We start from the raw sequence: 14312 nt of genomic DNA, 5'->3' as shown, positions 1-14312 counted from the left end.
CAAACCCATCCCAAAATGAGATTTTCATACGCGCTTTCCATTCTGACCCTCACTTTTGCTTGCGAACCGACTAAAGACGCATCCGAAACGATTGACAATCCTTATGTAGTCGCACTCAACGAACCCGTTGATTTTGCGAATGCTACGGCGGATGACCTGCAGGAGTACGGTGAATACACCATCAATCAGTCCGCTAAAGCTGTAGCCGATATCAAAGCGGTCAGTACGCCGACTTTCGAAAATATATTCGGCACGTTTGATGACATCAGTAACAACATGTCTACAGCGTCAAGTAAGAGCTTCTTGATGTACTGGACTTCTCCTGATTCTGTGATTCGAGCTACTGGTTTGGCAGGATACAAGAGAATAGACTCATTATCTACTGGAATCTACTCCGACAAGGCGTTGTACGATAAAATGGTGAGTTATACCGAAACCGAAGAATATGCTAGCCTGAGTGAAAAAAAGAAACTGTTGGTGGATGATTTGATCGATGGATTCGAACTGTCGGGTGTAAGCTTAGGTGAAGAAGACTTAGTAGCCTATAAAAAGCTAAACAAAGAAATCAATGATTTAACTGCCGAATATGCTACGAATATGAATACAGCCAATGAGTTGTTGATATTGAATGAAGTTGGAGCAGAGGGTTTGCCTGAAAATTTTAAGAAAACCTATGCCTCTGGTGAGGGCAGATATGAAGTTCCCGTAATCAATGCTACTTCTGGACCGGTGATGAAGAACTCGTCAAGGGAGATGACTAGAAAGAACTATTATATGAAATTCTATAATCGCGCTTCGGATAAGAATTTAGCCATTTTGGATGCGCTGGTGCAGAAGAGATATGAACTGGCGCAGTTGATGGGATATGATACTTATGCCGACTATAATCTGGTGCCAAAAATGGCCAAAAATCCTGACAATGTCTGGGACTTTGTGAATGGTTTAGTGGAAGCAAGTACAGACAAGGCTATTAAAGATCTGGAAGAATTGGATCAAGCCAGAATGAATAGTACAGGTAGGACAGATTCATTGTTAGATCCTTGGGATATTTCTTATTATAAAAATGAAATATTGAAAACTGAATACAACGTGGACCCAGAGGAAATCAGAAACTACCTGCCTATGGATGATTGTTTGGAAGGCATGTTTGCCGTGTATCAAAATCTATTGAATCTGGAGTTCAAAAAGGTAGAAAATGGCAGCGTGTGGCATGAAGAAGTGGATATGTATGAGGTATACGAAGAAGGACGATTGAAAGGTAGATTCTATCTGGATTTATTCCCAAGACCAAATAAAGAAACCTGGTTTTACTGTGTGCCATTGGTAAGCGGTAAGGCAAAAGAGGGAGGATATGAAGTGCCAGAGGCCATGCTATTGGGCAACTTCACTCGACCGACCGAGACACTTCCATCGCTCCTGAGTCATGGGGAACTGAGTACTTTATTTCATGAGTTTGGGCACATCATGGATAAAATGGCTTATGAGGGAGAATTTTCATTACAATCGGGTTCGAAATCTGATTTTACAGAAGCCATGTCTCAGATTTTTGAAAACTGGATATGGGATTATGAAACCTTGAGTTCATTTGCTAGACATTATGAAACTGGCGAGGTTTTACCGGAAGAAACCTTCAATAACATGTTAAATGCAAAGAATGTGTCTTCTGGTTATTCTTCAATTAGATCACTAAGAAACTGTATCTACGACTTGAATTTGTACAACTTGTATGATCCTGAAAACAAAATCTCTACAGATGATCTATGGAAGAAAATAGATGAGGAAATGGGCGTCATGAATGGTCATGTAGAAGGGACACATTATCAGGCCAGCTGGATTCACATCAATACGCACCCGGTTTATTATTATGGCTATTTGTGGTCAGATGTATATGCGCAAGATATGTTTAGTGTATTTGAGAAGAATGGTTTGCAAGATCAGGCTACTGGTGTGAAATACAGAAAGCTGATTTTGGCTAATGGCTCGCAGCGAGACGTTGTTGAGGCTGTAGAGGAATTTCTAGGCCGACCATCTAACAACGAGGCTTACATGAAGAGCCTAGGGTTATAATCCAGCGACTGAAGCATGATGGTCTTGCCTCAAATGAATGCCTTCGGTATGACAACAAGCCTTAGTCAGCAACAAGTAGCTGCCTAAACGCCTCCGTATCATATTTCGCCATACCTGTATGTTTGGCGATGATTTTTCCTTCTGGTGAAATCACAAAAGTGGTGGGTATAGATCGGCTGCTGAAGATTTTAGGAAGTGAGGAGGCCAATTGATAAACCGGAAACGAATAAGACTTCCTATCTAGGAAGTTCTTGGCTTTATCAAAATTTTCGTCTTGACTGATCAAGACAAAAGCTACATTTTCATTCTTTACTTTTTCGTACAAATCGTGAATATCGGGCATCTCTGCTACGCAAGGTGGGCACCAAGTGGCCCAAAAGTTGAGAAAGACTGTTTGGCCTTTGAACCGATTGAAATCCACTATATTTCCTTGTTCACCTATTAGCCGAAAATTGTAATCTGCTATTTGTTGATCTTTTGCATCAATGGTTTCGGTTTGTATGATACCTGTTGACAAAACCAAGCGCTGCATAAACCCAACCACTTCCGCGTAACCGAATAAGTAGAACATGACGACTAGCGCAATGATAAGCCACCAATCGGATAAGAATTTTTTCATAAATATTTGTAATTCAATCTCCTTGGTAAGGATGTGGAAAACTTCTTTGAACTTATACAAAAGTTGAGTGATAATAATTCCTCGAGGTGATTAAATTTGATGCACTCAATTTTTCAATTACCATAAATTAACAGAATCACATGAGTCAAAAGCATATTTCTTTGATTGCCTCTGAGCATAATGTTCCAGTATCTGGTGTTGCCGCTATTGTTGCCTTATTAGACGAAGGTGCTACCGTTCCATTTATCTCTCGATATAGAAAAGAACAGACAGGCAGTTTGGATGAAGTGGCAGTGGCTTATGTAAAAGATCGTATTGGCAAGTTACGTGACTTGGATAAAAGAAGAGAGGCCATTCTGAAATCTATTGAAGAGCAGGGGAAGCTGACCGATCAATTGAAAAAGAAAATTGATGGTGCATTGACCATGACGGAGTTAGAGGATATCTATTTGCCGTATAAGCCAAAAAGAAAAACAAAAGGTTCTATGGCCAAAGAGAAAGGGTTGGAGCCATTGGCAAAAGCCATATTCGAACAAGGCCTTGGTGATCCGGACGAAATGGCTCTTCAATATGTCAATGAGGAAAAAGGAGTGGCAGATGTAGAAGAAGCCTTGCAAGGCGCAAGAGATATTATGGCAGAATGGGTGAGTGAAAATGCCGAAATACGTGGAGGATTGAGAAAGTTGTTTTTAGATAAAGCAGTGATCAAATCTACCGTGATGAAAGGCAAAGAGCAGGAGGGACAGAAATACAAAGATTACTTCGAATGGGAAGAGCCGCTAAAAAAATGTCCTTCGCACAGATTGTTGGCGATGAGAAGAGGCGAAAAAGAAATGATTTTGTCCCTAGACATATTTCCAGATGAAAATGAGGCTAATTTTTTATTAGAGAAAAAAGTAATCACTGGTCAAAATGCCAACGTCAAGCAAGTAAAACTGGCATTGAAAGACGCCTACAAACGACTGCTAAAACCTTCCATGGAAACCGAAACCAGAGTATCCACAAAGAAGACTGCTGATGATGAAGCCATTCAAGTATTTTCAGAAAACTTGAGGCAATTGTTGTTATCTCCTGCACTAGGTCAAAAAAATGTTTTGGCTCTTGATCCAGGTTTTAGGACTGGCTGTAAAGTTGTGTGTTTGGATAAACAGGGAAAGTTGTTGGAATTTGAAGCGATTTTTCCTCATGAGCCGCAAAGAAGAACCCGCGAAGCTGCAGAAACAATCAAGCACATGGTGGCAAAACATGATATTGAAGCGATTGCGATTGGAAACGGAACTGCGAGTAGGGAGTCAGAAAGTTTTATTCGGTCGATTGGATTACCATCCAATGTCATTATCGCGATGGTAAGTGAAAGTGGTGCGTCCATTTATTCAGCTTCTGAAGTGGCAAGAGAAGAATTCCCTGATCAGGATTTGACTGTGAGAGGTGCCGTATCTATTGGGAGAAGGATGATGGATCCATTGGCGGAATTGGTGAAAATTGATGCCAAGTCTATTGGTGTTGGTCAGTATCAGCATGATGTTGATCAAAACTCCTTGAAACATTCCCTCGATGATGTAGTAGAGAGCTGTGTAAATGGCGTAGGCGTAGAGTTGAATACAGCCAGCAAGCAACTGTTGACTTATGTTTCGGGATTGGGGCCGCAATTGGCAGACAACATTGTCAAATTCAGAAATGAAAATGGCCCATTCAAAAATAGGGCAGCTTTGAAAAAAGTGCCAAGAATGGGAGATAAGGCATTTGAGCAAGCAGCAGGTTTTTTGCGGATTCGCGAAAGTGATAATGTGCTAGACGCTAGTGCTGTGCATCCAGAGCGGTACGCTACCGTACAAAAAATGGCTGCTGACTTGAATAGTACGGTTGCCAATTTGGTTAAAGACTCTTCGGTAAGAGCAAAAATTGACCCTAAAAATTATGTAACGGACGAAGTAGGACTGCCAACCTTGAAAGACATCATGGACGAACTGGCTAAACCTGGACGCGATCCTCGCGAGCAATACGAGGTCTTTTCTTTTCAAGAAGGAGTCAATGAAATGAATGATTTGAAAGTAGGTATGAAATTACCAGGACTTGTGACTAATATCACGAAATTTGGTGCCTTTGTAGATGTAGGTGTCCATCAAGATGGGTTGGTTCATGTGAGTCAACTCTCGGATTCATTTGTGAGTGATCCCGCAGCTGTAGTCAAATTGCAGCAGCAAGTTCAGGTTACGGTTACTGAGATCAATATAGCGCAAAAACGGATTTCTTTATCTATGAAATCAGACCCATTTGGGAAACCAAAAAAGAAATTTGAGAGAAAACAAGAAGCAAAACAGGAAGTACAAGGAGACCTGCAATCCAAATTAGCAATGCTCAAAGGAAAATTTAATAACTAAATCTTCGTTTTATGGTATTAGTGGGGATTTCACCTAGAAAAAGTCTAATTTAATCAAGGAAAAATCTTTTATTACTTTTGTAGTAAACCAAAAAATCAATCATAATAAAGATAGAAATGCAGAAATCAATCGTACTAGCGCTCAGTATTCTTTCTTGTTGCGTGTTCCAATCTTCTTTTGCTCAGAAAAAAATAAAATATGATAAGGATATATTTCCTCTCATCGAGGCGAAAAACTATGATGAGGCGATGCCTCTGTTGTGGAGTTTTCTGTCTGATCCTAAAAATGCAGAGGAGCCTAATGCCAATCTTCAGGTAGGACTATATTATGAGGGGCTGGTTGATCAATATCATATTGTATCAGATTCGACGGCTATTTTAGGAGCTTCTGATACAGCAGTTGTTTACCTGACTAAGGCCAAAACTTTGATTACTGAAAAGGAATTGAAGAAAAATGATGAATTCTACCAAGCTTTTCATAGAAGGGATTTAAGAACTGGTGATTTCGGAATTAAAATATCTGATGTTCAATTAGATATTGAAAAGAAACTCCAAAGTCTTCGAAATGTTAATAAATATGCCAAGTCTATTTATGCTGATTTGTATAGCATCAATAGTGCGAATGAGCTTTCGATGGCCACTTATAAAGCACTTTCTTCCCAATACCCTAACATTAATGACTTGTATCTCATGGCAAGTGAGGAATTGAAGGATAGTTTAGTGACAGTCATAGATAAAAACACAGAAATTAAGGAAAAATTCGAGAATGTCAGGGATGCGGTAAGTCGGATAGGAAAAAAAGGATATAGTCCAGAACTCGAGTGGAAAGAAATTAGTGTATATGGCGAAGATGGTTTGAGTACTGTAGATTTTTTCGCTAACGATGTAGTGGCTTGGAACTATGGGCTTTGGGCAGAGAATACACATGATGTGATTAAAAGAGATGTTTTCAGACTTAAAAGCCAGATTAGTCAAACGATGAAAGATATAAAGCTAGAATCCAATCAAATAAATAGTGGGTCTGGAATCTTAAATGAGAAACCCATTACAGCATTAGATTCAAGTTTACTGGCCGACATTGACAAGTTTGACGAACAAGCTTTGTCTAAGGATTTACTTATCATTCAGTTAAGTGAAAACAAATTTGATTACTTAACCAATGAAAGCATAAATGAGCGATTAGCAAATATTGATGATGTGGATTATCAATTGGCCGTTTCTGATAGTGTGGTTCAACTTATTGGCATTATGGAAAAATCGGTGGCTACATTAGTTGAGCCAGGGATTACCATTGGTACAAAAAAATATGGCGAGTTGGTAAATGAGACCTACGGTGGAGATATTGGTTTGATCAAATATCGAAAAGAGATGGAAGCCAAACTCACCTCTGCAAAAAGTAAATGGTCGAATTATAATGAGCAATATCGAATTAGGGCACGCTGGGGTGTAAGTGAGGACGGATTAGATTCGCTGTATCTCATTCCTCGGATGGACACTACTTACGTTCCGCATGATTTCTCTAAATTCTATTCTATCGTTTCTATGAAAGACGATTCATCCAATACCTATGTGGTAGGTTTAGAATTTAAAGGGGCTACCGACAAAGGGTTTGTTGCCAAAATCAATAACGCGAGAAAGATTGAGTGGAAAAAGAATTTTGCATTGACTAGTTTCAAATACAGTGATAGTGAGTTTTTGGTTTCGGGAGCGTTTATCCCTTCTCAGGAAGGCACAATTGCGTCATATATCTTCTCTATGGTGCCTGATTCTAAAAACAATATCATAGCAATTTCTACTACACCTCAAGGAGAGATGAATTGGGTCAATCAGTTGAAAATAAGTCGAGCGCCAGTAGATGTGAAATTTAATGACATTGTAAAAGAAACCATCTTCTATACTAAAACAGAAAAAGAGTTGGAGAATGGAGCGGGAGACCCTAATGATCCTGGGTATTTTGTAGTGGATAGAAGTGGCAACGTTAGATAATCGAATTTTATTTCTTGGGTGGGTACTGCTTTGTGGATTAACACAGTGTGGTACTGATGATATCAGCAAATCGTTTGGTTCGGATCAAGCGAATAGGCTGTTGTCTGCTGATGATACCAAAGCGTGGTCACTTTTTGCACGAACAGAAGATGGTACCAATGTGTTCAATGATTGTCTTGAAGGCAACACACTGACATTCATTAATGAAACAAGTGAGGACTCATTATATATGCTGGGCCGAAAAGTAAACTGTGGATCATCTTCTTCTACCGACACACTGTATAAAGCAAAGTATACCCTGGATGCTGATGCTAATGAGACCTTTCAAAATTTGATTAGTCTGACAGACGAATCATTTGAAACCATAGAATCAATCCAAGTGGAGGAGTTGACATCCATGCTGTTGAAGATCAGTTATACTGTAGACGGAAAGGCAATTGAAGAGCGGTATGCTCACTAATTTTCTTCATTTTTCATTTTCACTTAGGATTGCCTATTTATCTTTCTAATTTTGCGCTAGGAACAAAATCTCTATTATGAAACCGACAGACGTCAGCAGGTCTTTGCTAGACGATTTTATAGGTGCTGTTGGTTACATCGCCCCGGCGAACCGGTGACCATTAAATAAATATTAGCACATGAAATTTTACAACTCAATAATCGATACAATTGGAGATACTCCATTGGTCAAACTCAACAGTGTAGCTCACGGCGTAAAAGGTACCATCCTTGTTAAACTTGAGTATTTCAATCCAGGTAATTCTATGAAGGATCGTATGGCTTTGAAAATGATAGAGGATGCAGAAAAAGCGGGTATTCTGAAACCAGGAGGTACTATTATAGAAGGTACGTCTGGAAACACAGGAATGGGATTGGCATTGGCTGCAATCTCAAAGGGTTATAAATGTATCTTTACTTTGGCTGATAAACAAAGCCCTGAGAAAATGGACATTTTGAGAGCGGTCGGCGCCGAAGTGCACGTTTGTCCAACAAATGTTGAGCCCGAAGATCCACGCTCGTACTATTCTGTAGCTAAAAAATTGAATGAAGAAATTCCGAATTCGTTTTATCCCAACCAGTACGACAATATTTCAAATGCGCTGGCACACTACGAAAGTACGGGTCCAGAAATTTGGAGAGATACTGAAGGTAAAATCACGCATTATGCCGCAGGAGTTGGTACAGGTGGTTCTATGTGTGGAGTAGCGAAATATCTGAAAGAACAAAATAAAGACGTAGTATCAGTAGGAATTGATACTTACGGATCTGTATTTAAGAAATATAAAGAAACAGGTCAATTTGATGAAAATGAAGTATATCCATATCTGACAGAGGGGATCGGTGAGGATATTTTACCTAAGAACGTCGACTTCAGCTTGATCGATCATTTTGTAAAAGTGACAGATAAGGACGGTGCATTAATGACCAGAAGACTGGCCAAGGAAGAAGGAATGTTTGTGGGGTGGTCATGCGGATCAGCAGTGCACGGTGCTATCGAATATGCAAAGGAGAACCTGAAAGAAGACGATGTCATGGTAATTATTATGCCAGATCATGGAACTCGATACTTGGGCAAAATCTACAATGACAACTGGATGCAAGACCATGGTTTCACCGAAACAGGTACTTTCGCTACGGCTAGAGATATTGTAGCTAGTAAGAATGGCCAGGGAGAATTATTTACTGTAAAAAGCTCAGCTAAGATCGGTGAAGTGATTTCCACGATGAACGAACATGGCATAGATCAGGCACCTGTAGTGAAGGATGATCAGTTTGTGGGTAGTATCTCCGATGCCAAAATCTTAAAGGCATTGATTGCGAATCCTGAACTAAAAGACCAACCAATTTCTGAAATCATGGATGCTTCCTTTAAGTTCATCGCATTAGACAATACAGTAGATGTAATGTCTAAAATTCTAGACAAAGACACCAAAGCATTGCTCGTACGAGACGACAAGAACAAAGTACATATTTTGACACAAACTGATTTGTTGGTCAGTTTGACTAAGTAAATTTTTATATCAACAATGAAAAGCACTGTTAGATAATAACAGTGCTTTTTTATGCCCTAAGGTTAAGAACGGCCATTTTAATGGTCAGCAGATGATTTAATTTGTTAATTTGCCTTATGCGCTTTTTAAAAATACCTCTGTTTCTTTTTTTTGTAATCTGCCAAATCAGTACCGTTCGAGCTCAACTAGATAGTTTAAAGCAAGAACTTAATACAGCTGCTGGAGAAACAAGAATTGATATTCTCAATAAGATCGCCTTTACCTTTGGATATTCTAATGTGGACTCAGCACGCAAGTACGCAGTGCTTGCTCAGCAAGAGGCCGGTCATTTGAACTATGAGGAAGGTCTCCTTGATTCATGGCTCAATTTAGGTTACGCTTATTTTGACGAAGGACAGACAGATACCGCCATAGTAATTATCAAAAAACTGATAGGCACAGCGCAGCAACAAAAATATATTGACCCTGAAATGGAAGCCTATCTGGCCTTAGGGATCATGTTTGATGACAAAAAAAAATTGGACAGTGCAGCCTGGGCTTATCGTCAAATGATTGTATTAGGGAAAACCCACGATAAAATCCAAAAAACAACGGCTGCCATAGGTAATTTGGGCAATCTATATCGACAGCAAGGGCTTTACGATTTAGCCATTGCTCAGTATGTGGAAGCAGCCGAATTGAACCTTGAGCAAGGATATGATCATAAACAGGCCAACTACCTTTCGAATGTGGGTGCAGTCTATCTTGAAACCGAAGATTATGAAAAGGCATGTGAATATTCTGGGAAGGCCTATGAGTTGATCAAGGATACGGACTACACCCGGGCCAAATGGTACGCCCGGACAGGGTTATGTTTGGCGCTGAGCAACCTGGGTCGGTTTGAAGAAGCAGAGGCAGGATTTAGCGAAATTCTAGAGGAAGCCAAGGCACTCAACGATGTATATCAGATACCCACCTCACTACACAATCTGGCAGACACCTATAATGACTCTGAGAGGTATGACGAAGCTTTGGTGTTTTGTCTGGAGGCACTCGAGCGATTCGAAGCATTAGAGTCCAAAGGAGCCATCGTGCAAACACATACTTTGCTGTGTTTGATCTATGGCAATCTTAATCAGGAGAAAAAAGGATTGGCACATTGTGACATAGCGCTAGAAATGGCGCAGGCTAATAACCTATCTTCCACTTTATTGGATATATACAAAATTCAATCTGAAGTCGAGGCTCTAGCCAATCAATTTGAACCCGCTTATCATACGCGTTTGTTGTACGAAAACATCAAAGATGAGCAGTTGGGCAAACAAAAGGAGAAAAATATAGCCGCACTCAATACCAAATTTGAAACCAGAGAAAAGGAGCTAGAAATAAAAGTACAGCAAGAAAAACTTGAGGCTCAGGATCAACGGATCAGCCAGCAACGTACCATTCAACTACTCAGCTTGATTGTACTAATTTTTGTAGGAGGCATGGCGTTTTTGATTTGGCGAAATGCTAAAAAGCAACGCCAGATTAATAAACAGCTCTACGAACAAAAGGAAGTGATAGAAAAGACAAGTAAGGAAAGAGAAACCTTGCTCAAGGAGATTCATCACAGAGTAAAAAATAATCTACAAGTCATTTCCAGCTTGTTGAGTATGCAGTCTCGTCAGATGGAAGAAGGAGAAGCAAAAAGCGCTGTTCGAGAAGGTCAAAGCAGAATCAAATCCATGTCTCTGATTCATCAGAAACTATACAATCAAGATGAGCTTTCAAGAATCAACATGAAGGAATACATTGATGAATTGAGTGGTTTTTTATTTAATAGTTTTAAACCAGGTGATAAAATCAAGCAAATCGTAGAATCCGAAGATATTTTGTTGGATGTAGACACAGCCGTACCCATAGGCTTGATAATCAATGAACTGATTTCTAATGCACTTAAATATGCTTTTCTTCATGCCGAAGAAGGGCAAATTAGCATAAGCTTAAAAAATTTGGGTAATGGCTGCCAATTGCAAGTAGCAGATACCGGCCATGGTCTACCCGAAGGATTCGATCAAAAACAAAGTATGGGCATGCGACTCGTTCATATTTTGGTTGATCAACTCAATGGCGAATTACAGATTGATCAATCAAAAGGCACATTATTTACAATATTTTTTGATGATAAGCGAGCAGCATAATATATTTTCACCAAATGATTCGGATACTCATTGTCGAAGATGAATTGATCATAGCCAATGATCTGAAAGATATATTGGAATCTATGGACTATGAGGTGCTTGGTATAGCCAAAAGTTATGACGTAGCCAAGCGAATTTTAGAAAGCGAAATTCCAGATATCGTTTTGCTCGACATCCAGATCGAAGGATCAAGAGACGGCATAGAGTTGGCACAATTGATCAAACAGAAGTTTCAAATTCCATTCGTATTTATTTCCTCTCACACGGACAAGGCTACCTTAGAAAGAGCCAAGGATTGTCAACCCAATGGGTTTCTTGTGAAGCCGTTTGAAGATGATGATGTAAGAGTGGCTGTTGAGCTAGCATTGAGTAATTTTTCTAAAGAACAGAATGCCGGGCTCGATGAAGACCATGCTGGATTTGTGATGAATGACAGTCTCTTCATTCGTCAAAAAAACCTGTCAGTCAAAGTGAAATACGATGAAATCATGTATGCTAGTGCAGATGCCAATTACTGTACCTTGTACTTATCGGATAAAAAATATGTCCTCAGATCTACACTAAAAGAGCTGGAGCAAAAACTGTCAGACAGAAGGTTTTTTAGATCACATAAGTCGTTTCTAATCAATTTAAATAATCTAACCGCAGTACATTCCGAATACCTTTGCATAGGTGATGAAGAGCTGCCTATTGGACGAGAACAACAGTCTTGGTTGATGAAGCAGATCAACAAAATTTAGTTTTACAGTTTTATTTCAATCCAAAATTCTGCTGATTAAATACAGTATTTCGCAGTTAATCCCAGCTTTCAAGTTAGGTTATTAATTAAGCCCTAGTATTGAATTTTCACAAACTATTTTAGATAACCATGAAAATTTTAATACTTGGAATGCGCCTTCTGGCCCTTTTATTTTTTTTAATTTCCCTTCAATCTTGTGATTTAGAAGATCTACTGGAGGATGATGATCAGACAGAAAGTATTTCTGGAAGTATCCCTTCCATATTTGTTGGCAGTTGGTATTCAGAAAGTGGTACTTATTTGTATGAGATTGGTTCCATAAATTCAGATTACTTTATCATGACAGGTAATGCTGAATATTATTATGATGAGTATACGTTCTTAGATGATGTGTATGAAGTAGAAGGAAGGTCTGCTTCTGGTTCAAGTAAAGATTTCTATTTAAGGACTACTTCTGTTTCTGGAGTAATAGAAATCTCTCAGGTAAGTGCCAGTTCTGGCTACACCAAGGTCAGTGAGGGTTGGGCTGCTGATGAAGAAGAAGAGGAGGAGGAAGAGGAAGAAGAGCCACTAGAAAGAATTCCCGATGAGTACTTAGGAACTTGGTATAACGTCAGCGGGGTTCACATTTTTACCGTAGAGGACGATATCAGTCGCTATATTCAAACCAACAATATTGTTTACTATTTTGATGATGAGAATATCTCCGAGCCAGCAAGCGGAATTACTGAAGTAGTAGGAACGAGTACTGGCGGTTCAGTTAAGCAGTTTTATTTTAGTGCAGGGAGTAGTAGTTCTCAAGTGGAGATCTCAACAACTTCATATACTGAAGGATTCAACTATTACTGGAATTCTATATCTGCAATTTCTACGCCAGTGGCACAGTTTAGTGCATCCAGCCAGTCTATAGAACCGGGACAAGAAATTACTTTTACAGACGAATCCATGTTTGTGGGTTCATATGAATGGACATTCGAGGGAGGGACTCCAAGTTCATCTACCGAGAAGAACCCCGTCGTTACGTACGATTCACCCGGTATTTTTGATGTGACTTTGAAGGTGACCAATGCCGTAGGTTCAGATACTGAAGTAAAGAATGACCACATCACAGTAGAAAGCCCCAAAGTGATTCGCGGGTTTGCCTGGTGTGGAAATCCTACTACTAGTAGTTATACCGCCAATTCAGGTTATTCCTTTAATTCCGAAGGGGGTTCAATTACCATTAGTAGATCAACTACAGGTTCTTATGCGGTTACTTTTGGAGGTATGGCCATGTCGAATAGTCACGTGCAAGCATCACTTTATGGTACCAGTGAAGGGGCAGTCAGAGTATTGTCTTGGGGCAACTCAGGAGCGGATTTGGTTGCTAATGTTCGGACATTCGATAATGCTGCGAATTTGGCTGACCGATCATTTACCATCTTTGTGACCGGAGAAGGTTTTGAAGGTGCATATTTGTATGCCGACCAGGAATCATCTGGAGGATATACGCCAGATACCTCTAAATCCTACAATAGCAGCGGAGGATCACCAACAATCAGTAGCCCTTCTGTAGGAACTTATACGGTCACGATCCCAGATGTGGGAGATAACCTTGGGAATGTACAAGTAACAGCTTCTAATGCGGTTAGCGCCATCGCCAAAATTAATAGTTGGTACGTTTCGAACGGTGATCTGAAAGTGGAGGTAAGGACTTACCATTCTGGAACGGGTGATCTAAAAGATGCAAAATTCAATCTGCTTTTCACCAAGAGTTTGACTAACATGACTGGAGCATACTGCTGGGCAGACCTTGAAACTGCCGGATCGGCATATACGCCACTAAGAACAGGTAATTCGAGTGGTGGTGGCATTACATCTCAAAAGGTGTCTACAGGCATGTATGAGGTGACCATCAAACAACAAGCTGGATCTGGTAATACCATCTTGGTAACCGGCTATGGAGCTAATAATAACAAGGCCGTCATTAGATCATGGAGCACAAATGGGGACGATATGATCGCCACTGTGAATACCTACAATAGCGCTGGAACCCTTACGGATGCAGAATTCACTTTGTTCACCATATACGGCGATTAACGAAATCAATAAATATCAGATGTGCGCTTTCTAGTTTGTGAAAAACGATGAATCTAAATTGAGCCGCATCTGGTTTTTACTTGGATATGTTGCCACAAACGAGTGGTGACATATCCTAAAAAAAATCCCTTTCTGAGCTCCAGAAAGGGATTTTTTGATTTATAAATGGTCATAAAAAACATGGCCTACTTTTTGTATTTCATGTTTTGTTAACCATCCGTTATTAATATGAAATACTGGATTTTAGGTTTTAGAATTCTAGCGTTCC

Annotated in this window: 9 protein-coding genes; 8 read left to right on the top strand and 1 reads right to left on the bottom strand. The window is 39.7% G+C overall.

All coding sequences use genetic code 11. From position 1 onward, the window contains the following. Window positions 1–15: 15 nt before the first annotated feature. Window positions 16–2067, top strand: a complete 2052-nt coding sequence (locus ABJH98_RS13725; protein ID WP_348308265.1) for a M3 family metallopeptidase — start codon at window positions 16–18, stop codon at window positions 2065–2067. Window positions 2068–2128: 61 nt separating this feature from the next. Here the strand turns inward: ABJH98_RS13725 and ABJH98_RS13720 are convergent, their stop codons facing one another. Next, complete coding sequence (locus tag ABJH98_RS13720) at window positions 2129–2686, bottom strand: TlpA disulfide reductase family protein (protein WP_348308264.1); 558 nt, start codon at window positions 2684–2686, stop codon at window positions 2129–2131. Between the two features lie 140 nt (window positions 2687–2826). On the opposite strand from ABJH98_RS13720, the gene ABJH98_RS13715 reads away from it, so the two are divergent. The 7 genes from ABJH98_RS13715 (at window position 2827) to ABJH98_RS13685 (ending at window position 14044) form a co-directional block, all read left to right on the top strand. Beyond that, window positions 2827–5067 carry a Tex family protein gene (locus tag ABJH98_RS13715; RefSeq protein ID WP_348308263.1) on the top strand — a complete coding sequence of 747 codons (2241 nt, stop codon included), beginning with the start codon at window positions 2827–2829 and terminating at the stop codon, window positions 5065–5067. 116 nt (window positions 5068–5183) lie between these two features. After that, window positions 5184–7052: a hypothetical protein gene (locus ABJH98_RS13710; RefSeq protein ID WP_348308262.1), complete on the top strand. Its 1869-nt coding sequence runs from the start codon at window positions 5184–5186 to the stop codon at window positions 7050–7052. Next, window positions 7036–7512 carry a hypothetical protein gene (locus tag ABJH98_RS13705; protein ID WP_348308261.1) on the top strand — a complete coding sequence of 159 codons (477 nt, stop codon included), beginning with the start codon at window positions 7036–7038 and terminating at the stop codon, window positions 7510–7512. The genes ABJH98_RS13710 and ABJH98_RS13705 overlap by 17 nt, the downstream gene beginning before the upstream one ends. 178 nt (window positions 7513–7690) lie before the next feature. Next, window positions 7691–9064 (top strand): pyridoxal-phosphate dependent enzyme, encoded by a 1374-nt coding sequence (locus ABJH98_RS13700; RefSeq protein WP_348308260.1) that lies wholly within the window; start codon window positions 7691–7693, stop codon window positions 9062–9064. 116 nt (window positions 9065–9180) lie between these two features. Beyond that, on the top strand, window positions 9181–11226 hold the full coding sequence (locus tag ABJH98_RS13695) for a histidine kinase dimerization/phosphoacceptor domain -containing protein (RefSeq protein ID WP_348308259.1): 2046 nt from the start codon (window positions 9181–9183) through the stop codon (window positions 11224–11226). 14 nt (window positions 11227–11240) lie between these two features. Next, a complete protein-coding gene (locus ABJH98_RS13690) occupies window positions 11241–11966 on the top strand; it encodes a response regulator (protein WP_348308258.1) in 726 nt (241 codons plus the stop codon). A gap of 128 nt (window positions 11967–12094) precedes the next feature. Next, on the top strand, window positions 12095–14044 hold the full coding sequence (locus ABJH98_RS13685) for a PKD domain-containing protein (protein ID WP_348308257.1): 1950 nt from the start codon (window positions 12095–12097) through the stop codon (window positions 14042–14044). Window positions 14045–14312: the final 268 nt, after the last annotated feature.

It is taken from the genome of Reichenbachiella sp., from assembly GCF_039969095.1.
In the GTDB taxonomy this organism is placed as follows: domain Bacteria; phylum Bacteroidota; class Bacteroidia; order Cytophagales; family Cyclobacteriaceae; genus Reichenbachiella.
Note: the sequence above shows the minus strand (reverse complement) of the source record. Positions and strands in the feature narration are given on the sequence as shown.

Coding starts and splice junctions, on each gene's coding strand:
- ABJH98_RS13725 (WP_348308265.1), top strand. CDS start 16: ATGAGATTTTCATACGCGCTTTCCATTCTGACCCTCACTTTTGCTTGC.
- ABJH98_RS13720 (WP_348308264.1), bottom strand. CDS start 2,686: ATGAAAAAATTCTTATCCGATTGGTGGCTTATCATTGCGCTAGTCGTC.
- ABJH98_RS13715 (WP_348308263.1), top strand. CDS start 2,827: ATGAGTCAAAAGCATATTTCTTTGATTGCCTCTGAGCATAATGTTCCA.
- ABJH98_RS13710 (WP_348308262.1), top strand. CDS start 5,184: ATGCAGAAATCAATCGTACTAGCGCTCAGTATTCTTTCTTGTTGCGTG.
- ABJH98_RS13700 (WP_348308260.1), top strand. CDS start 7,691: ATGAAATTTTACAACTCAATAATCGATACAATTGGAGATACTCCATTG.
- ABJH98_RS13695 (WP_348308259.1), top strand. CDS start 9,181: ATGCGCTTTTTAAAAATACCTCTGTTTCTTTTTTTTGTAATCTGCCAA.
- ABJH98_RS13690 (WP_348308258.1), top strand. CDS start 11,241: ATGATTCGGATACTCATTGTCGAAGATGAATTGATCATAGCCAATGAT.
- ABJH98_RS13685 (WP_348308257.1), top strand. CDS start 12,095: ATGAAAATTTTAATACTTGGAATGCGCCTTCTGGCCCTTTTATTTTTT.